26 protein-coding genes are annotated in these 23,583 nt (G+C 69.7%); 12 read left to right on the forward strand and 14 right to left on the reverse strand.

The annotated features are described in order from the left end of the window. Both QZT59_RS18970 and QZT59_RS18975 read right to left on the reverse strand, forming a co-directional pair. The coding region (locus QZT59_RS18970; protein ID WP_290819507.1) for an amidohydrolase at positions 1-719 on the reverse strand (719 nt) is incomplete at its 3' end. A gap of 224 nt (positions 720-943) precedes the next feature. Beyond that, the gene (locus QZT59_RS18975) at positions 944-1,276 is read right to left on the reverse strand and encodes an uS10/mL48 family ribosomal protein (RefSeq protein WP_290819509.1); all 333 of its coding nucleotides are present in this window, start codon (positions 1,274-1,276) and stop codon (positions 944-946) included. Positions 1,277-1,406: 130 nt separating this feature from the next. Between QZT59_RS18975 and QZT59_RS18980 the strand changes: the two genes are divergently transcribed. From QZT59_RS18980 to QZT59_RS18990, 3 genes are all read left to right on the forward strand, one after another. After that, positions 1,407-1,844 (forward strand): bis(5'-nucleosyl)-tetraphosphatase, encoded by a 438-nt coding sequence (locus QZT59_RS18980; protein ID WP_290819511.1) that lies wholly within the window; start codon positions 1,407-1,409, stop codon positions 1,842-1,844. 113 nt (positions 1,845-1,957) lie between these two features. Further along, entirely contained in the window at positions 1,958-2,662 is a 705-nt protein-coding gene (locus QZT59_RS18985; RefSeq protein WP_290819513.1) for a DUF4013 domain-containing protein, read from the forward strand. 174 nt (positions 2,663-2,836) lie between these two features. Then, positions 2,837-3,874 carry a DUF5787 family protein gene (locus tag QZT59_RS18990; protein ID WP_290819515.1) on the forward strand — a complete coding sequence of 346 codons (1,038 nt, stop codon included), beginning with the start codon at positions 2,837-2,839 and terminating at the stop codon, positions 3,872-3,874. 6 nt (positions 3,875-3,880) lie between these two features. Here QZT59_RS18990 and QZT59_RS18995 read toward each other — a convergent pair whose 3' ends face one another. Continuing rightward, positions 3,881-4,516, reverse strand: a complete 636-nt coding sequence (locus QZT59_RS18995) for an alpha/beta hydrolase (protein ID WP_290819517.1) — start codon at positions 4,514-4,516, stop codon at positions 3,881-3,883. 175 nt (positions 4,517-4,691) lie between these two features. Here QZT59_RS18995 and QZT59_RS19000 point away from each other — a divergent pair, with 175 nt between their 5' ends. Continuing rightward, positions 4,692-5,237, forward strand: a complete 546-nt coding sequence (locus tag QZT59_RS19000) for an HPP family protein (RefSeq protein WP_290819519.1) — start codon at positions 4,692-4,694, stop codon at positions 5,235-5,237. 165 nt (positions 5,238-5,402) lie between these two features. Here the strand turns inward: QZT59_RS19000 and QZT59_RS19005 are convergent, their stop codons facing one another. Beyond that, positions 5,403-5,954: a plastocyanin/azurin family copper-binding protein gene (locus QZT59_RS19005; RefSeq protein WP_290819521.1), complete on the reverse strand. Its 552-nt coding sequence runs from the start codon at positions 5,952-5,954 to the stop codon at positions 5,403-5,405. 332 nt (positions 5,955-6,286) lie between these two features. Here QZT59_RS19005 and QZT59_RS19010 point away from each other — a divergent pair, with 332 nt between their 5' ends. Continuing rightward, entirely contained in the window at positions 6,287-7,069 is a 783-nt protein-coding gene (locus tag QZT59_RS19010; protein ID WP_290819523.1) for a PspA/IM30 family protein, read from the forward strand. Positions 7,070-7,121: 52 nt separating this feature from the next. On the opposite strand, the gene QZT59_RS19015 is transcribed toward QZT59_RS19010, so the two are convergent. Beyond that, a complete protein-coding gene (locus QZT59_RS19015; protein ID WP_290819525.1) occupies positions 7,122-7,619 on the reverse strand; it encodes an FxLYD domain-containing protein in 498 nt (165 codons plus the stop codon). A 120-nt stretch (positions 7,620-7,739) separates the two neighbouring features. On the opposite strand from QZT59_RS19015, the gene QZT59_RS19020 reads away from it, so the two are divergent. Further along, positions 7,740-8,852, forward strand: a complete 1,113-nt coding sequence (locus QZT59_RS19020; RefSeq protein WP_290819527.1) for a hypothetical protein — start codon at positions 7,740-7,742, stop codon at positions 8,850-8,852. 234 nt (positions 8,853-9,086) lie between these two features. Continuing rightward, positions 9,087-10,121, forward strand: a complete 1,035-nt coding sequence (locus QZT59_RS19025; protein ID WP_290819529.1) for a hypothetical protein — start codon at positions 9,087-9,089, stop codon at positions 10,119-10,121. Positions 10,122-10,165: 44 nt separating this feature from the next. Here QZT59_RS19025 and QZT59_RS19030 read toward each other — a convergent pair whose 3' ends face one another. The 5 genes from QZT59_RS19030 to QZT59_RS19050 form a co-directional block, all read right to left on the reverse strand. Beyond that, positions 10,166-10,408, reverse strand: coding sequence for a hypothetical protein (locus QZT59_RS19030; RefSeq protein WP_290819530.1), 243 nt, complete (start codon positions 10,406-10,408; stop codon positions 10,166-10,168). A gap of 139 nt (positions 10,409-10,547) precedes the next feature. After that, the gene (locus QZT59_RS19035) at positions 10,548-11,588 is read right to left on the reverse strand and encodes a dipeptide epimerase (protein ID WP_290819532.1); all 1,041 of its coding nucleotides are present in this window, start codon (positions 11,586-11,588) and stop codon (positions 10,548-10,550) included. After that, positions 11,585-12,601, reverse strand: a complete 1,017-nt coding sequence (locus QZT59_RS19040; RefSeq protein ID WP_290819533.1) for a DUF1611 domain-containing protein — start codon at positions 12,599-12,601, stop codon at positions 11,585-11,587. Before QZT59_RS19040 ends, QZT59_RS19035 begins: the two co-directional genes overlap by 4 nt. A 213-nt stretch (positions 12,602-12,814) precedes the next feature. Then, positions 12,815-13,735, reverse strand: coding sequence for a Vms1/Ankzf1 family peptidyl-tRNA hydrolase (locus tag QZT59_RS19045; protein ID WP_290819534.1), 921 nt, complete (start codon positions 13,733-13,735; stop codon positions 12,815-12,817). Between the two features lie 28 nt (positions 13,736-13,763). Further along, a complete protein-coding gene (locus tag QZT59_RS19050) occupies positions 13,764-14,159 on the reverse strand; it encodes a DUF5802 family protein (RefSeq protein ID WP_290819535.1) in 396 nt (131 codons plus the stop codon). Between the two features lie 303 nt (positions 14,160-14,462). On the opposite strand from QZT59_RS19050, the gene QZT59_RS19055 reads away from it, so the two are divergent. Further along, positions 14,463-15,086 carry a hypothetical protein gene (locus QZT59_RS19055; RefSeq protein WP_290819536.1) on the forward strand — a complete coding sequence of 208 codons (624 nt, stop codon included), beginning with the start codon at positions 14,463-14,465 and terminating at the stop codon, positions 15,084-15,086. Positions 15,087-15,320: 234 nt separating this feature from the next. Here QZT59_RS19055 and QZT59_RS19060 read toward each other — a convergent pair whose 3' ends face one another. Beyond that, positions 15,321-16,514: a threonine synthase gene (locus QZT59_RS19060; RefSeq protein WP_290819538.1), complete on the reverse strand. Its 1,194-nt coding sequence runs from the start codon at positions 16,512-16,514 to the stop codon at positions 15,321-15,323. A 171-nt stretch (positions 16,515-16,685) separates the two neighbouring features. Between QZT59_RS19060 and QZT59_RS19065 the strand changes: the two genes are divergently transcribed. Further along, the gene (locus tag QZT59_RS19065) at positions 16,686-17,981 is read left to right on the forward strand and encodes an NAD(P)/FAD-dependent oxidoreductase (RefSeq protein ID WP_290819539.1); all 1,296 of its coding nucleotides are present in this window, start codon (positions 16,686-16,688) and stop codon (positions 17,979-17,981) included. Positions 17,982-18,035: 54 nt separating this feature from the next. On the opposite strand, the gene QZT59_RS19070 is transcribed toward QZT59_RS19065, so the two are convergent. Together QZT59_RS19070 and artA are read right to left on the reverse strand one after the other, a co-directional pair. After that, entirely contained in the window at positions 18,036-18,761 is a 726-nt protein-coding gene (locus QZT59_RS19070; protein WP_290819541.1) for a metallophosphoesterase, read from the reverse strand. Positions 18,762-18,770: 9 nt separating this feature from the next. Further along, positions 18,771-19,817, reverse strand: coding sequence for an archaeosortase A (gene artA / locus QZT59_RS19075; protein WP_394348684.1), 1,047 nt, complete (start codon positions 19,815-19,817; stop codon positions 18,771-18,773). A gap of 196 nt (positions 19,818-20,013) precedes the next feature. Between artA and QZT59_RS19080 the strand changes: the two genes are divergently transcribed. Beyond that, the gene (locus QZT59_RS19080; RefSeq protein WP_290819543.1) at positions 20,014-20,712 is read left to right on the forward strand and encodes a GNAT family N-acetyltransferase; all 699 of its coding nucleotides are present in this window, start codon (positions 20,014-20,016) and stop codon (positions 20,710-20,712) included. Positions 20,713-20,759: 47 nt separating this feature from the next. Further along, entirely contained in the window at positions 20,760-21,383 is a 624-nt protein-coding gene (locus tag QZT59_RS19085; RefSeq protein ID WP_290819545.1) for a GNAT family N-acetyltransferase, read from the forward strand. Positions 21,384-21,446: 63 nt separating this feature from the next. Here the strand turns inward: QZT59_RS19085 and QZT59_RS19090 are convergent, their stop codons facing one another. Then, the gene (locus tag QZT59_RS19090; RefSeq protein ID WP_290819547.1) at positions 21,447-22,454 is read right to left on the reverse strand and encodes a TIGR04024 family LLM class F420-dependent oxidoreductase; all 1,008 of its coding nucleotides are present in this window, start codon (positions 22,452-22,454) and stop codon (positions 21,447-21,449) included. 211 nt (positions 22,455-22,665) lie between these two features. Here QZT59_RS19090 and QZT59_RS19095 point away from each other — a divergent pair, with 211 nt between their 5' ends. Continuing rightward, on the forward strand, positions 22,666-23,562 hold the full coding sequence (locus tag QZT59_RS19095) for a CbiX/SirB N-terminal domain-containing protein (RefSeq protein ID WP_290819549.1): 897 nt from the start codon (positions 22,666-22,668) through the stop codon (positions 23,560-23,562). The last annotated feature ends 21 nt before the right edge of the window (positions 23,563-23,583 follow it).

Here is a 23,583-nt window from a genome sequence, read left to right on the forward strand (position 1 = left end):
CCCTGTTCGGGGTGGCCGCCGGCGTGGGCGGGCTCGCCGCGGAAGGTGGCCTCGAAGTGGCGAACCGCGAGGAAGCCGTCGATGCCGGCGACGACCTCGCCCGTCGGGTGGTCCAGCCCGACGTGGAGCGCGAGGAGGTAGTCGACGTCCGCGAGGTGCTCGCTCCTGGCCATCGCCTTTCCGCCGCCGATGACCTCCTCTGCGGGCTGGAAGAAGACCTTCAACGTGCCCGCGAAGTCCACCTCGCCCGCGGCGACCGCCTCGAGGACGCCGACGCCGATCGCCGCGTGGGCGTCGTGGCCGCAGGCGTGCATCGATTCGCCGGTCTCGGAGCGAAAGCCCTCCGCGGCGGGGACGTGGTCCTCGTCGTCGGACTCGGGCTGGGGGAGGCCGTCGATGTCGACGCGGAGGCCGACCGTGGGTCCGTCGCCCCGGTCGAGGACGGCCACGGCGCCCGTGTAACCGCCCTCCAGGCGCTCGAGGGTCTCGGGATCGGCGCCCGCCTCCCGGGCTCGCTCGTGCCAGCGCTCGAGTTCGTCGTCGTCGGGGACCGCCAGGCGGTGCTCGGTCGCGATCGCGTCGGGGCCGACGTGGAGGCCGTCGAGGTCGAGCGCGGCGAGGCGGTCGACGAGTCTGGCCGTCGTCTCGAACTCGCACCACGCGGGCTCCGGATGGCGGTGGAGCTCGCGGCGGAGCGCCACCGGGTCGTCTGCGGACATGGTTCGATCGAGGGGCGTGGGCGGTAAAATCGTGCCGGCTCTGCGTCGGGTACCGGACCCGGATCGCGGGGGCGGTCGGCGCGCTCGGATCGGGAAGGCGGAGGCGGTCAGTGGGTCAGGAATCGGATTGCGGGGACGGTCGGTACGTCCGAAATGGAGTTGAACGGCGGGGCGATCGACGCGTCCGGCTCCAGGTTGCGGGGGCGACCGGCGTCAGTCCGCGGTCAGCTGCGGCCCATCCCGCGGATCTGCTCGACCTCGATTTCGATGTGCACCGAGTCGGGGAACCCGGATTCGGTGACGGCGCGGGCGAACTCCTGGTGGCCGTGGATCTCGAGTTCCCGGGTGAAGACGGTGTAGTCCCAGGAGCCGAAGCTGCGCTCGTCGTCGGCGTGCAGGCGGCGCCGCTGGGGAACGGTAAACCGCCGCGGCGGGTGGGAGTGGGGCCCCTTCAGCGCCGCCCCCTTGCGCTCCGCCGTGGTCTTTACGTCCTCGACGAATCCGTCGAGGGCGGCCCGATCGCCGCTCTGGAGCGTGAGGCGGGTGACGAAGGTCATCGGTCGTTGCCCAGACTCCGCCGCGGGACCGTAAAAATCTCCCGTGTTCGGACGGACGGTCCAGTCTCTCGTCCGTGTTCGGACCGACGGTCCGATATTCTCATTACGGCTCGGCCGGTAAATCCCGCCAATGGCAGTCGAAGCTACGAGCGCAGGCGCGATCCTCTTCCGCGACACGCGGGGCCGGCGCGAGTATCTTCTGCTCAAGAGCCGCCCCGGGGACTGGGAGTTTCCGAAGGGCGGTGTCGAGGGAGACGAAGAACTACAGCAGACGGCTATCCGCGAAGTCAAGGAAGAGGCAGGAATCGATCAGTTCAGACTACTCGACGGCTTTCGCGAGGACTACAGCTACGTCTTCGAGGCGAACGGAACGACCATCCACAAGACGGTCCACCTGTTCATCGCGAAGTCCTACGAGGCGAGCGCGGAGCTCTCGAACGAGCACCGCGACCTCCAGTGGCGCGACTACGAGCAGGCGGTCAACACCGTCACGCAGGACGGGCCCCGCGAGATCCTCGAGGAGGCTCACGAGTTCATCGACGAGCTGGAGGACGAACAGGAGATCTAACGCCGGAGAGCGGCCCGTCTCCCCGGCTTCGAAGCGGCCGCTCCGATCGAACGATCGCCCGTCGTCGCCGAACCTCGTAACTGTTTTCTCCCTGTTCCGGCTTGTCGAGACCGATGCTCGAGGAGGCGTTCTCCTACGCCGTCCGCGGCGACTGGAAGCGACGGGCGATCCGCGGCGGCGCCATCGCCGCGCCCGTCGTGATCCTCCTACCGGTTGCGCTGTTGTGGAATCCGTCGCTCGCGATCGTCGCGCTCCTCGCGGGCGTCCCGCTGGTCGGGTACGCGCTCCGGGTCCTCGCCGAACCGATCGCGGACGAGGAGCCGCCGGCGATCGCCGAGCCGCTGGGACTCGTCCGCACCGGAATCGTCGGTGCGGGCGTTCTGATCGGCTACGCGATCCTTCCGGCGGTCGCCGTCGCGGCGGGCGTCTGGGGCCTGGCGGGATCGGACGTCGGACTCTGGACCGTCGCTGTCCCGGCGGGGGCGGCCTTCGCGATCGGCGCCTACCTGGCCCCCGCGGCGATGTTCGCGGTCGCGCGGTCGGGGTCGCTCACCGGCGCGGCGGACTGGGGTGTGATCGTCCGCGCCGCGAGCGGGCTTCCCTACGTTTCGGCGACGCTCCAGTCGCTCGTGGTCTGGTTCACCGCCGGCGGCGTCGCGGTGATGCTGCTCGTCACCGTGTTCGGGCTCCTCGCCGTCCCGACCGTCGTCTTCTTCTCCCTCCTGGTGGTCGCCCGGCTGTACGCGCACGCGATCGTCGCGACGATCGATCCGTCGGCGGTCGCGGCCGCGAACGAGGAGTCGATGCCGGGAATGTGAGCCGCGAGGGACGCCGGGCTCGCGGGCCGTGAGCCCCGGAGGAGTCCGTGTCGGCTACGTTACCAGGCGCGCCTCGCCGGGTTCGGACCGGAGTGACCTCAACCCGCGCTCGCGCCGGGGTCGGGATCGGGTTCGGAGCCGCAAGGTTTTCGCGGTCGGGTTCCAACGACCGCCGTGGACTTCGTCGCGAGCGAGTTCGGGTTCGAACTGCGCACCTGCCGGTGGGCCGAGCGCGCGTGGCCGCCGGGCGAGCCCCGCGAGTCCGCCGTGCTCGTCGCCCGCCAGCTGGGAACGAAGCGCCGGCGCTGGGACACCGTCGTCCTGGAGTGCGACCCCGAGGGACTGCGCGAACGCTCGCGATTCGGCCCGGAACGCCTCGACGGCGACCTTCTCGACGTCGTCCAGCACGCTCCCGAGGAGTGGGCGTACTACCGCGACGCCTTGCCCGATCCCGGCTACCCGTGGCGCTACGTCCGCGAGTCGATCCACCGCGCCGACGACCGCGGGATCCTCGAGACCCGCCGCGACGGACGGCGGATCGAGATTCGCCGCCGGTGGCCCTACCCCGACTGGCTCGAGCGCGTGATCGCGATCGAGAACAAGCCCGACCTGGACGCGAGCGCCGCCCGCGTCCTCGGTCCGCAACTCGAGTTCGACGTGGCGACGGCGCTCGCGGACGAGGTCTGGGTCGCCACCCGAACCACGGGCGAGCGCGTCGAGCCGGCGCTCCTCGAGGACCTGCCGGTGGAAGCCGGCATCCTCGCGCTCGATCCCGACGGGTTGACGGCCGAGGTGGCGTGGTACCCCCGAACGCTGGCGGTGGACGAGCCCGGAACGCGCATCCTCGAACGACCCTCGGGCGGGATTCGCGACGCCTCCGCGTCGCGGTTCGAGTACGTCGAGCCCGACGAGAAGGCGGCCACGCGCCTGGCGATCGCCGAGCGCGCCTACGAACGCGGCTGGCGGTCCTACGTCGACACGATGCGCCCCGACTGCCGGTACTTCGAGACGCGGACCGACGGGCAGGCGCTTCCGTTTTGTGCGGCGAAGGGCCGCCAGCAGACGGCCCGCGAGTGTGCGGGATCGTGCGGGGATTTCGAACCCGAACCGCCCGCGTGGCGCCAGCTCGGATGGCCGATCGAGGGCGGCCCGGGAAAACGGATCCGCGCGGTGCTCGAGGACAGGCGCGAGCGGCGACGGCCCGAGCGATGAGGGTCGCTACGGAGTCGACGGTCCGCCATCGTCCGCCCCGTCGCGGAGTTCGGCGTCGAGGAACGCCCCGACGCGTTCGGCGATCTTCAGCCGTTGGCCGACGAAGAAGTGATCGCCCGACAGCTCGACGACGGCCGCGTCCCGTTCCCGGGCCCGGTCGACGACCGGCCTCCAGTCGACGGTCTCGTCTCGCGAGCCGTACAGCACCTGTAGCGCCGCCCCCTCGTCGAGTTCGCCGAGCGCGGCGACGACGTCCAGTTCGGGACCCAGGCTCGCGGTCGGCGCCAGCGCGGAGACGGCGGCGATCTCGCGATCGACAGAGGCGGCCGCGAGGATCGCCTCCGAGGCGCCGAAGCTGTACCCGAACAGTCCGACGCGGTCGGCCTGATCGGCGGCCCACCGGACGGCGTTTCGGACGTCCTCGCGCTCGCCCACGCCCTCGTCCCAGGGCCCGTAGTCGATCCGGAGGCAGCCGATCCCGCGGTCGGTGAGGGCGTCGCCGACCGCCCGGAGGCGCCCGTCGGTTCGGCTGCCGCCGTGTCGGGGATGGGGCGGACACGCGACGACGAGCGCGTCCGGGTCGGCGGGACCGTCTCGACTCCCGCGAACGTCGCGGCCGCCCGGAATCAGGACGTCGGTCATGGGCGGAGGTGGGTGGTCGCGGTCCTTGAATCCTCCCGACCGGATCGATCGGCGCTCCGGTGGCTCCGTCCGTCGTGGACCTCCGGTGGCTCCGTCCGTCGCGAGCCTCCGTGGACGGTCGGGCGAGCAATGCCGGCGAGCCCTTTTGGTAGCCCGAGCACGCACAGGTACGTGCGTGGCAGCGTTCGAACTGGACCTCAGGGACGAGTACAGCGCGACGCTGAACACGTTCTTTCACTTCGCCGTCCTGGGGATCATCACGATCGCGACGGGTCGCCCGTTCCTGTTCCCGAGCCTGGGCCCTTCCGCGTACCTCCTGGCGACCGGTGAGCAACCGAGAGAGGAGGGTGCCTACCACGTCATCGGCGGGCACGCCGTCGCCGTCGCCGCCGGCCTGATCGCTTACGCTTTGTTCGCGAACGAGGTCAGCGCGTACGTCGTCTTCGACCGCCCCGACCCCGCCTTCACGATGGAGCTCCTCTACCTCTCCGCGAGCGCGACGGTGGCGATGATGTTGACCACCGCGACGATGCTCGTCACGAAGACGAACCACCCCGCCGCCTGCGCGACGACCCTGATCGTCGGCCTCGGCCTCATGGGCGGGCTGGAAGACGCCCTCATCATCGTGGGCGCGGTCATCGTCCTCTGGTACGTCCACGAACACGTCATCTCGAGGGTGGCGAAAATGTACGGCTTCGAACCGGACGAACCGCGGGAGTGACGTCGATCTCGGGATCGTCGTTTTCGGGATTCTGGACGGCTTCGGCGTCATCGTATTCGGTGTTGTGGACGGTTTCAGCGTCGTCGTTTCCAGGCTCGTGGACGGTTTCGGCGTCGTCGACGACCTCGGATCGTCGCGGCCGACGGCCGGTCACCGATTCGTCGCTCACGGCCGTTCGTACTCGTCCTCGAGGTCGGACCGAACTTGGTCGGTGTGCCGTTCGAGTTGTTCGCGAGCGGCTGCGGGATACGCGTGAGACGGAGACGAGAGGCCGGGCTCGCCGTCGAGTTCCGCCGGCCACCCGACGACGATGCTCCCGACCATCCCCCGGGTCTCGTGGACGGTACAGGCGTAGTCGTACACCCCTTCCGTCTCGAACGCGTGGTCGAAGGCGGCGTCGCCGGAGAGCGGGTCGCTCGACCACGGCTCGGCGCCGGCCGGAATCCGCGGCTGGTCCCGGTGCGTCTCCGGGTGGTAGGCGGTCGAATCGTGCGTCCCGCCGTCGACCACCCACTGGACCGTCCCGCCCTCGACGACGTGGGCGACGGGCGGACCGAATCGTTCCTCGCCGTCGCCGGACGCCAGGACCTCGACGAACGGTTCCGGATTGCCCACTTCGTGTTCGGATTCGTCGTGAACGCACCCGGCGAGACCGCCGACGAGGGTCGCTCCGCCGGAGGCCAGGAGTGCTCGTCGAGTGGCCGGTCGGCCGCGCATGCGTCGGCATCCGCCGCCCGTGGGGAAAAGCGCACGCCCAGAACGCGATATCCACCGATGCCGACGCCCGATCCATCGATGCCGAGGCCCGATCCACCGATGACGACACCCGAATTCATTGATGCCGACCCCGAATCCACCGATGCCGAGGCCCTGGCCCACCGATGCCGACCCATCATTCGGGGAGCGGTAGCGGGGACTCGGGAAGCACCTTCTCACGACGCGTTCGGCCGGAACCGAATCGGGGCGATTCGGCCATCTGCCCGGCGAATCGGGGGTTCGACTGTTGTCAATGTGATGTTTTTAAGGGCCAAGAGCGACACGTACGTAACATGGGCATCCTCTCTCGGACCTCGTACGTCATCCGCTCGAAGTTGAACGCGGTGTTGAACCGGGCGGAGGATCCGACGGAAACGCTCGACTACTCCTACGAGCAGATGCGCGATCAGCTCCAGCAGGTAAAGCGAGGAATCGCGGACCTCACCACGCAGAAAAAGCGCCTCGAGATGCAAAAGCGCCGACTCGAGGAGAACGTCGAGAAACACAACGAACAGGCCCGTGCCGCCGTCGAGCAGGACCGCGAGGACCTCGCGCGCAAGGCGCTCGAGAAGAAGAAGGCGAAGATGAACCAGATCGAGGAGTTAGAGCGCCAGATCGCCGACCTGCAGAACCAGCAGGACCGGCTGATCGACCAGAAGGACGAGCTCCAGACTCGTATCGAGGAGTTCCGGACCAAGAAGGAGACGATGAAGGCCCGCTACGAGGCCGCGGAGGCCAGTTCGACGGTCTCGGAGGCGATGACCGCCACCGGGGAAGAGTTCGAGGACGTCGGCCGCTCCATCGAGCGCGCCGAGGAACAGACCCAGGACATGGAGGCTCGCGCCGCCGCGATGGACGAACTGCGCGAGACCGGCGCCTTCGACGAGGTCCTGACCGACAAGGACCAGATCGACCGCGAGCTCGAGCAGGTGTCGTCCGACAGCGGCGTCGACGCCGAACTGGAGACGCTCAAGTCCGAGGTCGGGGCGAGCGGTGCCGACGAGGCGGACGAGGAGGTCGAACTCGACGAGGACGTCGAGGCAGAACTCACCGAACTGCAGGACGAGGAGAACTGAGTCGGCGACGCGTCTCCGCGGCCGCGACTCCGACGGTCGTTTTTTCGCGAGGCTACGTCGGCGTCCCGAGCACCGCGACGTCGTACTCGGCGATGTCGTCGGGCGCTTCGAGCAGGACGACGGCGAACGCCCAACGCTCGCCGGCGCCGAGGTCGCCGGTCCGATCCAGGTACCGACCGAGCTGGTCGCCGTTTTCGTCGTAGACGCGGACCCGCACCTCGACGAGTTCGATCCGGTCGTCGCCGTCGTTCGAGACGGTCCCCCGGACGGTCGCTCCCTCGTAGCCGTCTTCCAGGACGAACTCGTGGTCGGAAACGGCGAGATCGTCGAGCGGCGAGACGCCCTCCCGCACGTCCCGCTCGGCGATCGCTTCGGCCGCCGCCATCTCCTCCGCGGTGCGGGGCTCGCCGTCGACGTCCGGCACGTCGCCCGGCTCGTAGTCGGGCTCGCGGCCGTCGACGCAGCCGGCCAGGCTCGCTCCGAGCACCGCCCCCGCCGCGGCGAGGAAGCGTCGCCGATCGCGGTCGCGGCCGGCTTCGCTGGAACGCATGACGGTGGAACCGACGTTCCGAGCGCATTTCAGACTGGGCCTTGACTATCGCGCGTTCGCCGTCGGATCGCCTGCAAAGCGGGGGCTTATCCACCGGAGCGTCGAATACCCGACCGACCCATGACCACCGGTTCCGGCGCGGGCGAGCGCGACGAACCCGTTGAGCCCATGGAGTCGTTCGGCGCGAACATCGGCGAGCGAACGAACGCGCTCCGACGAGTCCAGGAGTGGTTTCTCGTCGACGGCGACCGACTCTTCGTGGCGGCCCTGCTGTCGATCGCCGTCTTCCTGTCGATGCTGGCGCTGGGCGAGGTCGGCTTGATCTCGTTCGCCAACGACGACTCCATCACCAGGCTGGCCGGCGGCATGATCGCGGGCACGTTCTCGCTGGTCACGCTCGTCGTCTCGATCAACCAGCTCATCCTCTCCCGGGAGTTCACGGCCGCCGGGGAGGCGCGCGACCAGATCGACGGGGTCGTCTCGTTCCGCCGCGACGTGGCGAAGGCGGCGGCGGTCCCGGCGGCGCCGGCGGCGCCGACGAAGCTGCTCGAACTGATCGTCGCGACGATTCACCACCGCGCGGACGCCCTCGACGATGCCGTCTCCGACCACGACGAGGCGGTTCGGGGGCCGATCGCGAGCTACGTCGCCGGCCTCCGGGAGAGCACGGAACGGCTCGACGACACGCTCGAGCACGCCCAGTTCGGCACGGTCAAGGCCGTCTCGGCGGCCGTCGCCTTCGACGACGCCTGGCAGCAGTACGCCGGAACGCACCTCCGACACCGTCACGAGGGCGCCCTGTCGGAGGAGGCGACGGCGGCGTTCGACGAGCTCCTGGGCGCCCTGCAGCTGTTCGCCGTCGCACGGGAGCACTTCAAGACGACGTACCTGCAGCGGGAGCTGACCCGCTTTTCTCAGCTGACGATCTACACCGGCGTCCCGGCGATCCTCTCGGCGCTCCTCATCGGTTTCGTCTTCGCCGATCTCACCGGTCCGACGCTCTCGATCGCGGTCCTCCCGTACGTCGTCAGCGCGCTGGTCGCCGTCGTGGTGTCGCCGCTCGCGCTGCTCGTCGCGTACATCCTCCGGACGGCGACGGTGACCCGACGGACCGCGTCGTCGGGCCCGATGCTCCCCCAGAAGGATCCGGATGCGGGGCCGTTCGACGTCTCGTACGGGGACCGCGACGGGAGGGCGGGGCCGGGTGACGTCCCCGCGGCCGGTGAGGAGTGACCGCGGCATCCCCCGCAACCGGGCAGGTTCGGTCGCGGGCATCCCCCGCAACCGGGCAGGTGCGGTCGCGGGCATCTCCCGCAACCGGAGGGGAGCAACCGCGGGCAGCCCCTGCGACCAGGAAAAGCGGATCGGGCGACGTCCTTCGCATCCGACGAGTGGCGATTGGCGTCCTCGCCCGTCGATTCCCGGCCCGAGTATTTTACCGCCGGCCGTGGTCGTGAGAGACGCTCGATGGGATCCCCGGAGTCGGACGCGGACGACGGCGACGAAAGCGGGCAGGATCGACTCGGCGGAGCGCGGTTGTACCTTCTGCTCCGGATCAACCGGTGGGTCCTCACGGCGGCGGTCCTGGCGGCGGTGTTCGTCGTGCTCGTCCTCGCGAGCTTCGTGGGTCTTTCCCCGCTGCGGGAGATCGTGGAGGCCCAGGACGGCCTCGAGTTCCTCTTCTCGGCGTTCATCGGGGCGATCATCACGGGCACCTCCATCGTCGTCACGATCAACCAGCTGGTGCTCTCCCAGGAGCTGGGCGCCGTCGGCGAACAGCGCGACCGGATGGACCAGGCGATGGAGTTTCGCCAGGACGTCGAGAGCACGATCGACGAGGACGCGAGCCCGCCCGAACCCGCGGCGTTCCTCTACGAGCTGGTCGCCGGCGTCGAGGCCCGGGCGGACGAACTCGAGTCGGAGATGGACGACGAGCGCGACGAGGAGCTCCGGGAGAAGATCGCCGACTACGTCGACGACATGAAGGAGAACGCCGGAAGCGTGAAAGACGGCCTCGAGAACGCCCAGTTCGGCACCTTCGAAGTTCTCTGGAACGCGCTCAACTTCAACTACTCGCGGAAGATCTACGACGCCCGCAAGATCCGCGCGGATCACGAGGAGTCGCTCTCCGAGGAGGCCTCCGAGAAGCTCGATCACACGATCGAGACGCTGAAACTCTTCGGCCCGGCCCGCGAGCACTTCAAGACGCTGTACTTCCAGTGGGAGCTGATCAACCTCTCGCGGGCGCTGCTGTACATCTCGGTCCCCGCGCTGACGGTGATGGCGGTGATGATCATGTACGTCGACGCGGACGCCCTACCGGGGGCGACGCTGGGCGTAGACAACCTCGTCTGGCTCACGAGCGCCGGCTTCGTCGTCGGCATCGCTCCGTTCGTCGTCTTCATCGTCTTCATCCTGCGCATCGCGACCGTCGCGAAGCGGACGCTCGCGATGGGGCCGTTCATCCTCCGGGAGTCCCAGCGCGACGAGGACCTGGGGTGAGGCGGTCGGCTCGCCGCGAGTCGATAAGCCGCCGGTTCCCGAGTCTATCGATTCCGGAAGGAGACGACCGTGCTCGTCCCGTCGTGGCCGTCGACGGACTCGGTCGTCACGTTCACGCCGAAGGACGGTTCCTCCCCGAGGACGTCGGCCGCGATCGATCTGACGTCCTCGGCGCCCGCCTCCTCGAGCAGGACGACACGAACCGTATCCCGGTTCTCGGTCACCTCGCCGACATCGTAGCCGGCGTCCTCGTACGCCGCGCGCAGTTCGTCGCGTAGCTCGCTCATACACCCGGAGTGCGGACCGGACGACTAAAAAGGTGCGCCGCGTCGACGCGAGGTCGGAGTCGTCGGCCACCGGCGTCGATGCGAGGGTCGAAGTCGCCGGTGGCCGGCGTCGCCGACCTGCGTCGTAGGCGAGGTGCGCTCAGTTCTCGACGGCGCCGGTCCCCGGACGATCGAGCGACTCGAGATCGATCAGCCCGCCCGGCATCGGGACGCCGTCGTACGGGTCGTCCTCGAGCAGCAGGGATCCGTCGAGGTCGGCGTAGTCGAGCAGGGGTGCCAGGTGGCAGGCCGCCGCGATCGAGGCGTTCGACTCGGACATGCACCCGCACATCACCTGCATGCCGTGGGCGCGGGCGGCGTGGACGATACGGATCGCCTCTCGCAACCCGCCGCACTTCATCAGCTTCAGGTTCGCGACGTCACAGCGCTCGGCCACCCTGGGGACGTCGTCGACGGTGCACAGCGACTCGTCGGCGGCGATCGGGAGGGACGCGTGTTCGTAGACGTAGCCCAGTCCTTCCGGGTTCTCGGCCGGGACGGGTTGCTCGACGAACTCGAGGTCGTAGGCGGCGAACTCGTCGATCTTGCGGACGGCCTCTTTGGGCGTCCAGGCCTCGTTCGCGTCGACGTAGAGGCGCGCGTCGGGGGCGACGTCCCGGATCGTCTCGACGATCTCGACGTCGCGGTCGGTGCCGAGCTTGACCTTGAGCGTCGTGTAGCCGCGTTCGACCGCGATCTCGGTCTTTTCGCGCATCGTCTCGGTGTCGTCGATGCCGATGGTGTAGGAGCTCTCGACCGTCTCGGTCGGGTCGAGCCCCCAGTACCGGTACAGCGGGACGTCGAGTCGCTTCGCGACGAGATCGTGTAGCGCGATCGACACCGCACAGCGAGCGGCCGGGTTGCGGTGGATCGTCTCGCGCATCCGGCGCTCGATGCGGCCGAGCTGGTGGGGATCGCCGACGTCCTCGACGACCGCGAACAGGCTTCCGAGCACCGCCTCGACGGTGTCCGCGGACTCGCCGTAGTGGGCCGACGGACCCGCGCCGCCGACGCCGACCCGGCCCGCCTCGTCTTCGACCCGGACGACGACCACCTCCGTCTCCGTGTCCGTCCGCCGCGAGATGGTGAACGGGAACTCGAGCGGGAGCGTCACCCGCTCGAAATCGGTGGTCAGGCTCATACGATCGCCTCCAGGATCTCCGCGGCGTCGAAGCGGATCGGATCGGTCGCCGGGCCGCCCACCTCGTCGGCGTAGGTCGAGACGGCGTCGCGGGCCGCCGCGTCGTCGTCGATCGACCGGGTGTTGAGGATCCCCGCGACGACCTCGCTCTCCCGGACCGGCGCGGCGAGGGACTCGTAGAGGTCGACGTACGCCGGGACCGGGGGGAGTTCGAACGACTCGTAGTGGCCGACGCGCTCCCGGCCGGCCTCGTGGCACAGCACCAGGCGATCGGCCATCGCGCCGTGGAGGATGCCGCAGGTGACGGCGGAGTACGCCGGGTGGACGATGCTCCCCTGTCCCTCGACGATCAGGAGGTCGTGCTCGTCGCCCTTCTCGAGGATCATCTCCTCGACCGAGCCGGCGGTGAAGTCGCTGACGACCCGGTCGACGGGGTTGCCCCAGCCTTCGATCACGATGCCGGTCTGTCCGGTCGGGATCGCCGCCGCGTCGTGGCCCGCCGCGCGGGCGGCCTCGACCAGTTCCATCGTCGCCGTCATCTTCCCGACCGCGCAGTCGGTGCCGACGGTGCAGACGACGTCGGCGTCGACCTCGGCCGCGACGCCCTCGCTGACGGTGAGGTCGTCGTGGGGTTCGCGGACGTCCCAGAGCTCGCAGTCGTGCTCGGCGGCGAGCGCCGCGAACTCGTCGTCCTCGTTCAGGAAGTAGTGCAGCCCGGAGATCACGTCGCAGCCGCGTTCGAGGGCGGTTCGAACGTCCGGCCGCCAGGAGGCTTCGAAGCCGCCGCCGACGGGGGCGATGCCGACGATCAGGGCGTCGACCGGCTCGTCGACGTCGTCCATCCCCTCGACGATCGGGGCGTTCTGGACGTCCGGGACGTGGTCGGTCACGCGGTCGCCGGCGGTCTCGCGGTCGAGGACCGCGACGACGTCGTAGTCGGCGTAGCGCAGGATCCCCTGGGCCGTCTTGGCCCCGTCGGGGAACTGCTCGTGAGCGAGGATCGTAACGCGCATACGGGCACATGGCGGAGCCCGTACTTAATCGTTCGAGAAGCGGTATGGCGGTCGATCGGTTCGCCCGCAACGCGGACTGGCGGTCGGTCGATTCGGCGGCGGTTGGTCGGTATCGGTGGTCGCTGGCGGTCGGTCGATTCGGGGGCGATCGGCCGGGATCGGTTGCCGCCGACGAACACGGGCTGGCCCGTCCCGGCGGGCGTCCGGGTCTCCTCAGATCACCCGCAACTCGGCCGTCCAGAACGACCGGAACGCGTCGTCGAGGGCGGACTCGGGCGCGCCGGTGGCGTCGACGGTCATCGTGGCCTCGGGCGGCGTCTCGAGGTCGGCGGCGAGCTCGTCGACGGCGTTTCGCTGTCCGACCAGGTAGAGCCGGTCGGCCTCGGCCGCCGAGAGCGCCTCCGCGATCGCCTCGCGGGACCGTTCGAGGTGGTCGTCGATCTGTCCCTCACGGATGCGTTCGAAGCGCGCCTGGGAGAACCCGCCCTTGGAGTGGGCGCCTTTCACGTCGCTCTCGAAGCCGACGTAGTCGACGCGCTCGTCGCCCTCGTAGCGCCCGAGCGCGAAGAGGTCGGCCCGGACGAGCGCCAGCAGGAACGAGCCGGTCGGGCGGAACCACGACGGATCGAGCGCGACGCGGTCGTCCCAGGTCGGCTCGATCGACGGCGCCGTCGGCGCGTCGAGCGCGACCGAGAGGAGACCGGCGTCGTCGACGCAGACGAGACACGGCGCCGCCTCGGCCGCCAGTCGCGCGCGATCGCCGAGCGCGTCCGAAACCGTCTCCGGAAGCGATCCGCCGTCGACGGACGCCGTCAGGATCCCTTCCGGACCGGCTCGTACGGAGCGGAGTCGGTCCAGGACCTCCCTGAGGCGCTCGCCCCGCAGCCGCTCCCGGCGGCGGTACTCCAGCCGGCGCTCGTCGTCGTCGACGCGGTCGAGTTCGCCCTCGAGCTGGGCGATCCGATCCTCCAGGCGGTTGATTCGCTCCTGGGCGGTCTGGCGTTCCCTGACCGCTTCGGCGCGTCGCTCGGATTCGGCCTCGTAGCGATCTCGTTGCCGTTCGAGTTCCGCCTCGAGTTCCGCGATCCGCTCTTTGAGCGGCGCGCGGCCGAGCCACTCGTCGAGCCTGGACATCGGTAGAACGCGGGGAGTCCGGGTACTTCTAGGTTCCGACGTTCGACTCCCACCCGTCCGGGAGCGGACCGGCCTCGTCGTCGGGTTGCCAGCCCGACCACTCGAGCAGCTGACGGGCGCGCTCGCGGCGCGCGAGGAACACTTCCGAGAGCTCCGGCGGGTTGCGGATGGCGGTGTCCTCGAGGAGGGATTCGGGAACGGCGAGCGTGTTCGCGGGTACCGCGTCGTCGCCGTGGACCGGGAAGTGTCTGGACTCCAGTTTCATCACCAGCGGGGCGTCGAGTCGTTCGACCCCCTCGCCGGTCGCGTACAGTTGCTCGTTCACGCGTTCGTGCTGGGCGCGTTCCATCGTCACGCGCTCGTCTTCGGACGGCGTCACGTACAGCCGGCCGAGGTAGTAGCTTCCCGAGAACCGCTCGAACATGCTAAGTGGTACCAAGGGTCCGCGCCACATAACTATTCTGCGAGAACACTTAGGTCGAAGGACAAACAGTCCTGAATCGGCCGGCTCTCGAGCCGGGCGGCGGCGCTCCCGGGGTCGACCGATACCTGGGGTGAGAACGACGGGGCACTATCGCGAGTGGCCGTCCGGTCGGCCGCTGGCGGGGTAGCGGCCGGTGAACGATCCGCGAACGGTGCGAACGATCGCCGACGGCCCCGCGAACGGAGTTGAACCGTTCGAACGAAGGTTCACCCTTTTATGATGGCCGACTTCTAGTTGATCGTGATGAACGGGTACCGACTCGCGGTGGTAGGTGCGCTCGTCGTCGTCGGTCTCGCCCTGGCGTCGATCGGCGCGGCGGCGGTCGTCGACTCGTCGGTCGACGATCCGGCCGACGAGGCCGACGACGAGACCCCGGGGATGGGCTCCGAAGTGGGGACTTTCATGCAGTCTAGCTCCGCCGACGCGAACGTGAGCGTCGACCAGGGGATGTTCGAGGCGGCGTTCGAGGGCGCCGAGGACCGGGAGGCCGTGGTGAACGATCGCGTTGGGGAACTCGAAGGGCGGTTCGACCGGCTGCAAGAACGGACGAACCACTTCGCCGATCGCGGGGACGAGCGGCCTCCCGGACACCAGGAGCAGCTGACGCGGATGGCAGTCGAACTCGGGTTGTTCGAGGAGTCGGTCAACCAAACCGAGCAGCGAGCCGAAGCGGTCGGCGTCGACACCGCTCGACTCGATGAACTTCGCCAAAATGCCTCCGAGGTAAGCGGTCCCGACGTGGCGGAGATCGCCCGCAGTATCGCCGGCGTCGACCCGCCGGGACAGCACGAGGACGGCTCGCCCGGAGAGCAAGACGGCGGCCCGCCGGATCACGCGGATCCGCCGAACGAGAAGGACGACGACTAATCGGCGATCCCGTCCGATCCCTGGTACCCGCCGAAACACTTCTTCGAACGTGCGAAGGGTGAGAGATCGCGCCCGTCACTCCGCTCGTCCACGTTCCGGCGAACTTCGCGTTTCTCTGTCCGCCGTCGATCGGGAGCTCTTGCTTCACCGAAGCCCTTTGATCCGCCGTCTAAGCAATAAGACGAGCCGTTCGTTTCCAGTCCGATATCTCGTGGGGTCGACCGATGCTCTCACTCAGACCCCCTGGCTCATCAGGTGACTTCGCAGGACGTCGGCTTCCTTGTTCCCGGCGCCGGTGTTGACCACGACGACCGTCTCGTCGTCGTCGAACTCGCCGGCGTCGGCGAGCGCCCAGGCGCCGCTGGCGGCGGCCGCGCAGGTCGGCGCCATCTCCAGTCCTTCGCTCTGGGCGACGGCGATCGCCGCGTCGAGGATCTCCTCGTCGTCGGTCGCGACGGCGCCGCCGTCGGTCTCACGGAGCGCCTCGAGGATCCACTGACTTCCGCCCGGATCGGGGATCTCGATGCCCCCGCAGATCGTGTCCGGGTGCTCGACGGGCTCGTGGACCTCCCGGCCGGCCTCGAACGCCTCGACGATGGGGGCACACCCCGTCGCCTGGGCGGCGTAGAACGACGGCAGCTCGTCGATCAGGCCGAGCTCGCGCAACTCCAGTGCGGCCTTGTACATCCCGGCGAGGCCGACGCCGCCGCCGGTCGGGTAGACGATCGCGTCGGGAACGTCCCACTCGCGCTGCTCGACGAGCTCGTAGAGCATCGTCTTCTTGCCCTCGTGACGGTACGGGGTCACTAAGGACGACAGCGAGTACCAGTCCTCGTGCTCGTCCATCGCGTCGCCGTAGGCCGCCGCGGCGTCGCCGATCCGGCCGCCGCTGACGGTCAGGTCGCCGCCGTGGACGTTCACCATCGCCTTCGTCGTGAATCCCGCCCGGGCCGGGAGGTAGACGTGCGACGCCAGTCCGGCGCGTCCGGCGTAGGCGGCGGCCGCCTGCCCGGCGTTCCCCGCGGAGGGCAGGGCGACGTCCGTCGCACCGTGCTGGACGGCCGCGGTGACGGCCATCGACGCGCCCCGATCCTTGAACGTGCCCGTCGGGTTGCGCCCTTCGTCTTTGATCAGGAACTCCCCGACCCCGACCTCGCCGGCGAGGGAGGGGCAGTCGATCGTCGGCGTCGCGCCCTCGTCCATCGTCACGGCGCCCTCGCGCCGGAACGGGAGCAACTCCGCGTACCGCCACATCGAATCGAACGGCCGCGCGGCGACGGTCTCGCGGTCGACATCGATCTCGTCGTACTCGTAGGCCGGATCGAGGATGCCCTCGCACTCTCCACAGCGGTGGGTGCCCGTTTCGGGGTCGTAAAATTCCCCACAGTCGCGACACGAGAGTCCCTCGAACGCCTCGGTCGTCTCCATGTCGGCGAGTCGGCGCCCCACCACGTAAACGGCTCGCATTCCGGCGATCGGTTCGATGCCGGGCGAACGATTCGCGTCTCGGGGTCGGCCTGTTCCCCTGGATCGCCCCGCGCACTCGCGCGGTGAGTCGCCGGCCGATATCTTTGTACCGGGAGTCCGAACGATCACTCGATGACCGATTCGTCACGGGTGGCGGTCGTCGGCGCCGGTCTCGCCGGACTGATCGCCGCGCGCCGCCTCGCCGAGGACGGTGCGGACGTGAGGGTCCTCGAGCGGCGGGACCGCGTCGGCGGCCGCGTCGCCACCCGCGAGCGGGACGGCTACCGCTTCGACCGCGGATTCCAGGTGCTGTTCACCGCCTATCCTGCCGTTCGCCGCGAACTCGACCTCGACGCGCTCTCGCTCCGGCGGTTCGCCCCCGGCGCGTGCCTGGCGCGGCCGAACCACCGCTCGACCCTCGCGGATCCGCTCCGGGCGCCGCGCGCCCTGCCGGCGACGCTGTTCAACGCCGACGTCACCGTCGGCGACAAGGTCCGCGTGCTCGGCCTCTGGCGGACGCTCCGCCGGACAGAGTTCGCGGACATCTTCGCGGAGCCAGATACCGACATCGAGACGTTCCTCGTCGACGAGGGCTTCTCGCAGCGCTTTCGCGATCGATTCGTGGCGCCGTTTTTCGGCGGGATCACCCTCGACCGTTCGCTCTCGACCTCCGCGCGCGTGTTCCGCTACGTCTTCAAGGCGCTCGCCGAGGGCGATACCGCGATGCCCGCGGCGGGGATGGGCGCGATCCCCGCACAGCTGGCCGGCCGCGCGCGGGACGCCGGAGCGACGATCGAAACGGGGACGCCGGTCGATCGACTGGAGACCGCCGTCGACGGGGTTGAACTCTCGATCGGCGGGGAGACGCGCCGGGCCGACGCCGTCGTTGTCGCGACGGATCCGCCGACCGCTCGCGGGCTGACGGCCGTCGACGCGATCCCGATCGAGGGGCGCGGTTGCGTCACGCAGTACTACGCGCTGGGGGGCGGCGACCTGGACGTCGGGCGACGTCTGGTACTGAACGCCGAACCGCCGGCGGTGCGGGACGAGGGGGAGGCTTGGCCCAACCAGATCGTTCCCCACAGCGCCGTCGCGCCCGCGTACGCACCCGACGGGTCGGCGCTCGTCAGCGCGACCTACCTGGGCGACCCCGGGATGACCGACGAGGCGCTCGCCGCGCGAACGAAACGCGCGCTCTCCTCGTGGTTCCCGGAGCGTCGATTCGACGGGTTCGAACGCCTGCACACCGATCGGATCTCGTTCGCCCAGTTCGCGCAGCCGCCGGGGATCCACGACCGACTCCCCGACGTCCGCGCGCCCGACGGGCCGGTCTACCTCGCCGGCGAGTACACCCGCTGGTCGTCGATCCAGGGAGCCGTGGCGAGCGGCCGCGAGGCGGCCGAAGCCGTGCTGGCGGAGCTGGGGTGATGGCGGACGTCCGGGTGCCGGCGATCGACTACCGTTCGGGTTCGGGACTGACGTTCACAGCACGCGCCGACACTCGCCGAGCGGCGGGAACCAGAGCGTCTCCTCGCCGTCGACGTCCCGGATCACCGGGTGAAAGGCGTCGGCGTCCGTCACCAGCGGCGACTGGAAGTCCCGGCCGCGCCGGGCGTTGACCGTCGTCCCGCGGGCGAGCCGCGAGAACGCCGGCAGGACGAGCACGTCCGCGGCGCCGTCACCGTCTTCGTACGCCCCGGGTCCGTACAGGAAGCACGGGTGCTTGCGTCCCTCGACGGCGAGCGCCGGGTGATCGTGGCCGATCACGTACCGGCTCCCGTCGAGTTGGGGACGTTCGTGGCCGTGACAGACGACCGTCTCGCCGTCGGCCAGCCGGCGGGCGGGTGCCGTCTCGCCGTCGAACACGTCCGCGAGCATCGCGTCGTGGTTGCCGGGCGTGCAGACGAGCTCCGCGCCCGCGCCGTCGATCGCGGCCTCCGTCCCCTCGATCGCCAATCGGACGCCGCGGGGGATCCACGAGAACGAGTGCAACAGATCGCCGGCGATCGCGACCGTCGCCGGGTCGAACCGGTCGAGGAGCTCCGCTATGCGCTCCACGACGCGCTCTGCGGCGTCGATCGGCGCGTCGACCATCGACGCCTCGCCGCGACCGAGGTGGACGTCCGCGAGGACGAGCGCGTCCGCGTCGGGCAGGTAGACCGCGCGGTCCGCGAACTCGACGGTCCCGTCCGCGTCGGCGGGGGTCATCACCCGGGTTCAGTCGGCCGCAGACTTGCGCGTTTCGGGCTCGGCCCCGGCGTCGGTCCCCAGGGCGTCGGCGAGGTCGAGCTCCCGGCCGGTGAGGACGAACAGGGCCTCCTCCAGGGGTGCGAGCACCTCCGGAACGAGCCGGATCACGACGTAGGCGATCCCGACGAGCGCGACGACCGACAGCGGCTGGGAGAGCACGTTGTGGGAGACCCAGAAGGAGGTTCGCTCGGGGACCGTGCCCACCCACTCGGTTGCGACGTAGACGAACGGGCCCTGCTGGAACCAGCCGTGCGGGGTCGCGAGGGCGATGAAGACGTTCCGGACGAGGTTGAGGAACCAGATGATCCCCACCGCGACGACGAAGCCCAGGGCCTTCCGGCGCAGGGGCGCCTTCACGGCGGCGATCAGGCCGCCGAAGATGGCCATGCTCCCCAGCCCCGTGCAGGCCATGATGATGTAGGTCGTGCGGCCGGTTGCGGTCTCGTCCGGATCGAAGTCGAACCGGCTCTGGTAGCCGTTGGCTCCCTCGTTGATCCCGGGGCTCGTCGCCACCAGGTCCATCGCGAGGTGGGTCTGGTAGGCCGTCACCTCGATGAGCCACTGTCGGAAGACGGGGATCGTCTCCGCCGGGAGGTAGATGATGCCCATGAAAGCGACCGCCCGCGAGAGGACCAGCAGCGACCGCCGTCCCTGGAGGAGGAGGTAGCCCGCCCACAGACAGAGCGGAAGCGCGGCGATCGCCAGCACCGTCTGGAGGGGGCTGTTAACCTCGTAGTGGTAGTACGGCGCCATCAGGATCCAGAAGACGCCGAACAGCGCCCACGCGGCGGCGGCGACGTAGCGCGCTCCGTCGATCGCGTCGCGCCACTCCAGGATAATCGCCCCGACGAACGTCCCGATCGCCACCCAGGCGAGGACGTCGACCGAGTCCAGCGAGGTGATGATTGCGGGGGAGACGACCGCGCCGAGGACGTCCGACCCCGACGCCGCCTCCGTCGCGCCCGCTCGAACGCTCGCCGCGCTCGTTCCGCTCGGGATTACGTTCGCGTTCACTGACCGATCGGTAGGGCCGTTTCGTTATCAACCTGACGCACCCTCGCGGATCCGCACCCAACCGCCGACGCCGGCGATCGCCACGCCGTCCGTCGAAACGCGGTCCAACCCACCGTCGGACGGGACGCGCCGGTCGTCGGTCGCCCGTTCGCGGACACCGAAAAGCTACTTGTCACCCCGTTCGGTCGACCGCCCCATGGGCGACTCGTTTCCGGAGACGATCGAGAGCGACCGACTCGACCCGTTCCCGGAGACGATCGAGAGCGACCGACTCGACCCGTTCCCGGAGACGATCGAGAGCGACCGACTCCGCCTCGAGCCGTTCGATCCGGAGTCGGTCGACGTCTTCGAACGCTACGGTGCGCTCGCGGACGATCCGGACCCCGAGGACGTGTACGAGCACGTACCGTTTTCGCCGCCCGAAACGCCCGCGGATTCCCTCTCGTTTCTCGAGGGCGCCGCCGAGAATCGCGCCGAGGCCGAGTCGGTCACGTACCTTATCCGGCCCCGGGATGGCGAGCCCGACGCCGGCGAGATCGCCGGAACGACCACGCTGTTCGTCCAGTGGGAGCGTCGGACCGCCGAGTCCGCGATCGTCCTCCGGAAGCCGTTCTGGGGTCGAGGGTACTCCGGCGAGCGCGCGGCGGCGTTTCTCGAAGTCGTCTTCGAGCACCTCGACCTCGACGGCTTCGCGGTCAGTTGCGTGGTCGCCAACGAGCGCTCCCGACGGGCGATTTCGACGTACGTCGAGGCCCACGGCGGTCGGTACGACGGTCGCTTTCGCAACCTCCGCGCCGTCGACGTCGAGCCGGCCGACCTCCACCGGTTCTCGATCGATCGCGAGGAGTACCTGACCGCGACGGAATCGAGTTCGATCGAAACGCTGATAGGGTAACTGACACATCTCCGCATTCAGAGACGAAAAGAGCGAGGAGGATACCGATGACGCAACTGTTTCCCGAAACGATCGAAACTGACCGCCTGCGCATGGAAGCGGTCCGCCCCGAGACCGTCGACCTCTTCGAGTTTTACGAGCACGCCGGCGACGATCCCGACATCGAGGAGATCACCGAGCACCTCACGTGGGATCCCCACGCCACGCCGAAGGAGACGCTCGACTTCGTCGAAGAGATGGGCGAGAAGTACGCCTCCGGGGAGGGCGCCTCGTACGTCATCCGACCTCGCGAGGGCGAGGAGGGGGCCGGCGAGTTCGCCGGCGACGCCGGCTTCGGAGTCGACTGGGACCGCCGCTCGATGGGGCTCGGCACCTGGCTCCGGAAACCGTTCTGGGGCCGGGGCTACTCAGGCGAGCGCGCGGCCGCGATGATGGCGCTCGCGTTCGACCGACTCGATCTCGAACTGGTCGCGGTGACGGCCCACGTGGACAACGCGAAGTCGAACCGGGCGATCGAGAAGTACGTCGAGGCTCACGGCGGCCGGAAGGAGGGGCTGCTCCGGAACTGGGCCGTCCACGACGGTGAACCCGCCGACTTCTACCGCTACAGCGTCTCCAGGGAAGAGTGGGCGGCGAACCCGGCGGACGTCGGGGTTCGGTTCGTGGACTGAGCGGGACCGGCTGGGATCGGTCGTCGTGGTTCCCCGCCGTGATCACACCACACTCGCGAAACCTTACGCCACCAGCTCGCTCACGACTTCCATCGTCGTCTCCTTGTCCGCGTCGCTCATCCCGCGGACGAAGCCGACTCGTACCGCGTCCACGCCGGCGATCGAGGCGTACTCCGTCACCCATTCACGGACCTCGTCGGGAGTGCCCGCCGCCACGAGCGCGTCCAGCACCTCGTCGGGGAGCGCGGCGGCCATCGCGTCCGTATCCCGCTCCTCCCACGCGGCCCGGATCTCCGCCACGACGTCCGGGTAGCCCTGCTCGGCCACGGAGTCCCCGTAGTACGGGCCGTAGGCGCCGAGCATGAACGCGAGCGTCGAGCGGGCGGTCTCGCGGGCCCGGTCGCGCTCGTCGGCGGCGAAACAGCGGACGATCGGCGCCACGCGCAGGGCGTCCACGCTCCGGTCGCTCAATTCGGCTCCTCGGGCCAGGTCGTCCAGCCGGGCTTCGAGCCCGTCTCGCGTGAAGAGCTGCGGGGCCCAGCCGTCGCCGAATCGGCCGGCGAGCTCGGTCGCCTTGGGTCCGAGGGTGGCGAGGTCGATCGCGGGCGGTTCCTCCGGGGGCCCGCGCTCGTAGTTCAGGCCGCCGATCTCGAAGAGCTCGCCGTCGTAGGCGGGGGTCCCCTCCTCGAAGACGCCGCGGACGATCTCGACCGTCTCGCGCAGTCGGCGCAGCGGCCGGTCGAAGGCCGCGCCGTGCCAGCGCTCGGTGATCGCGGGCGAGCTGGGGCCCAGCCCGAGCCGAAATCGCCCGTCGGAGGCGTCGCACAGCGTGAGCGCCGTCTGGGCGAGCATCGCCGGCGAGCGGCCGAAGGGGGAGACGACGTCGGTCGAGAGGCCCAGTTCCGTCGTCCGATCGGCGATCAGGGTCAGCGGCGGGACGACGTTCCAGCCGGTGGTCTCGCCCATCGAGACGCGGGCGAAGCCGAGTTCCTCGGCGCGCGCGGCGCGCTCGGCCACCGACTGCGGGCGATCGTGGTCGTTCAGACTGACGAGCAGGTCGAGGTCGGTCATCGAGACACCTCCGGTCGCGAGTCCGGGTTCGACGTCATCGGTTGGGGGCGCGGGGCGGAGCCGCTTAAGCGTGGGTGATGGTCGCGGGGCCAACGACCGGCCGTTCGGCTCGTCCGTTCGTGGAGACCGCGGACGAGTGGGACCGTCGTGGAGTCCCGTCTCCCTCGCCGACAGCGAAGTCGATATACGGCGCCCGTCCTAACCCCGACTCATGCAAGCGCTCGTTATCGCGGCCCACGGGTCGCACCTGAACCCCGACGCCTCGGATCCGACGTTCGCCCACGCGGACGCGGTTCGCGAGACCGGCGCCTTCGACGAGGTCCGGGAGGCGTTCTGGAAGGAGGAACCGCACTTCCGTGAGGTCCTGCGCACGCTGGAGTCCGACGAGGTCTACGTCGTCCCGCTGTTCATCAGCGAGGGCTACTTCACCGAGCGGGTGATCCCCCGCGAGCTGCGCCTCGAGGGCTGGGACGTCGACCGCTGGGACTCCGACGGGACCAGCGCGACGCACGCGACGCTGGCGGCGGCCGACGTGGAGCAGACGGTCCACTACTGCGGGCCGGTGGGGACCCACGACGCCATGACCGACGTCATCGTCGAGCGCGCCGAGCGCGTCACCGGCGACCCGGACGTGGGCGACGGGTTCGGCCTCGCCGTCGTGGGCCACGGGACCGAGCGTAACGAGAACTCGGCGAAGGCGATCGAGTACCACACCGAGCGAATCCGGGACCGGGGCCGCTTCGACGAGGTGCGCGCGCTGTTCATGGACGAGGAGCCGGAGGTCGACGACGTCACCGACTTCTTCGAGAGCGACGACGTCGTGGTCGTCCCCCTCTTCATCGCGGACGGCTATCACACCCAGGAGGACATTCCCGAGGACATGGGACTGACCGAGGACTACCGCGAGGGCTGGGACGTTCCCGCCGACGTCGACGGGCACCGGATCTGGTACGCCGGCGCGGTCGGCACGGAGGGGCTGATGGCGGACGTCCTCCTGGAGCGGGCGGCCGACGCCGGCGCCGAGCTCGGCGACGCCCGCGAGCGGGTCCGGCGCCGACTCGACGAGGGTGCGGACATCCAGCGCGCGGGTGCCGGGGCGGGTGACTGACCGTGGCTGGCGACCCGGAGG

The sequence above is a fragment of the Halovivax sp. genome, assembly GCA_007119345.1.
Lineage (GTDB): Archaea > Halobacteriota > Halobacteria > Halobacteriales > Natrialbaceae > Halovivax.

Excerpts from the sequence above, each read along its gene's own strand:
- QZT59_RS18975 (WP_290819509.1), bottom strand. The coding sequence starts at position 1,276 with ATGACCTTCGTCACCCGCCTCACGCTCCAGAGCGGCGATCGGGCCGCC.
- QZT59_RS19080 (WP_290819543.1), top strand. The coding sequence starts at position 20,014 with ATGGGCGACTCGTTTCCGGAGACGATCGAGAGCGACCGACTCGACCCG.
- QZT59_RS19040 (WP_290819533.1), bottom strand. The coding sequence starts at position 12,601 with ATGCGCGTTACGATCCTCGCTCACGAGCAGTTCCCCGACGGGGCCAAG.
- QZT59_RS19055 (WP_290819536.1), top strand. The coding sequence starts at position 14,463 with ATGAACGGGTACCGACTCGCGGTGGTAGGTGCGCTCGTCGTCGTCGGT.
- QZT59_RS19065 (WP_290819539.1), top strand. The coding sequence starts at position 16,686 with ATGACCGATTCGTCACGGGTGGCGGTCGTCGGCGCCGGTCTCGCCGGA.
- QZT59_RS19095 (WP_290819549.1), top strand. The coding sequence starts at position 22,666 with ATGCAAGCGCTCGTTATCGCGGCCCACGGGTCGCACCTGAACCCCGAC.
- QZT59_RS19030 (WP_290819530.1), bottom strand. The coding sequence starts at position 10,408 with ATGAGCGAGCTACGCGACGAACTGCGCGCGGCGTACGAGGACGCCGGC.
- QZT59_RS18985 (WP_290819513.1), top strand. The coding sequence starts at position 1,958 with ATGCTCGAGGAGGCGTTCTCCTACGCCGTCCGCGGCGACTGGAAGCGA.
- QZT59_RS19035 (WP_290819532.1), bottom strand. The coding sequence starts at position 11,588 with ATGAGCCTGACCACCGATTTCGAGCGGGTGACGCTCCCGCTCGAGTTC.
- QZT59_RS19025 (WP_290819529.1), top strand. The coding sequence starts at position 9,087 with ATGGGATCCCCGGAGTCGGACGCGGACGACGGCGACGAAAGCGGGCAG.
- QZT59_RS18995 (WP_290819517.1), bottom strand. The coding sequence starts at position 4,516 with ATGACCGACGTCCTGATTCCGGGCGGCCGCGACGTTCGCGGGAGTCGA.
- QZT59_RS19085 (WP_290819545.1), top strand. The coding sequence starts at position 20,760 with ATGACGCAACTGTTTCCCGAAACGATCGAAACTGACCGCCTGCGCATG.
- QZT59_RS19015 (WP_290819525.1), bottom strand. The coding sequence starts at position 7,619 with ATGCGTTCCAGCGAAGCCGGCCGCGACCGCGATCGGCGACGCTTCCTC.
- QZT59_RS18980 (WP_290819511.1), top strand. The coding sequence starts at position 1,407 with ATGGCAGTCGAAGCTACGAGCGCAGGCGCGATCCTCTTCCGCGACACG.
- QZT59_RS19020 (WP_290819527.1), top strand. The coding sequence starts at position 7,740 with ATGACCACCGGTTCCGGCGCGGGCGAGCGCGACGAACCCGTTGAGCCC.
- QZT59_RS19060 (WP_290819538.1), bottom strand. The coding sequence starts at position 16,514 with ATGGAGACGACCGAGGCGTTCGAGGGACTCTCGTGTCGCGACTGTGGG.
- QZT59_RS19050 (WP_290819535.1), bottom strand. The coding sequence starts at position 14,159 with ATGTTCGAGCGGTTCTCGGGAAGCTACTACCTCGGCCGGCTGTACGTG.
- QZT59_RS19005 (WP_290819521.1), bottom strand. The coding sequence starts at position 5,954 with ATGCGCGGCCGACCGGCCACTCGACGAGCACTCCTGGCCTCCGGCGGA.
- QZT59_RS19090 (WP_290819547.1), bottom strand. The coding sequence starts at position 22,454 with ATGACCGACCTCGACCTGCTCGTCAGTCTGAACGACCACGATCGCCCG.
- QZT59_RS19010 (WP_290819523.1), top strand. The coding sequence starts at position 6,287 with ATGGGCATCCTCTCTCGGACCTCGTACGTCATCCGCTCGAAGTTGAAC.
- QZT59_RS19045 (WP_290819534.1), bottom strand. The coding sequence starts at position 13,735 with ATGTCCAGGCTCGACGAGTGGCTCGGCCGCGCGCCGCTCAAAGAGCGG.
- QZT59_RS19070 (WP_290819541.1), bottom strand. The coding sequence starts at position 18,761 with ATGACCCCCGCCGACGCGGACGGGACCGTCGAGTTCGCGGACCGCGCG.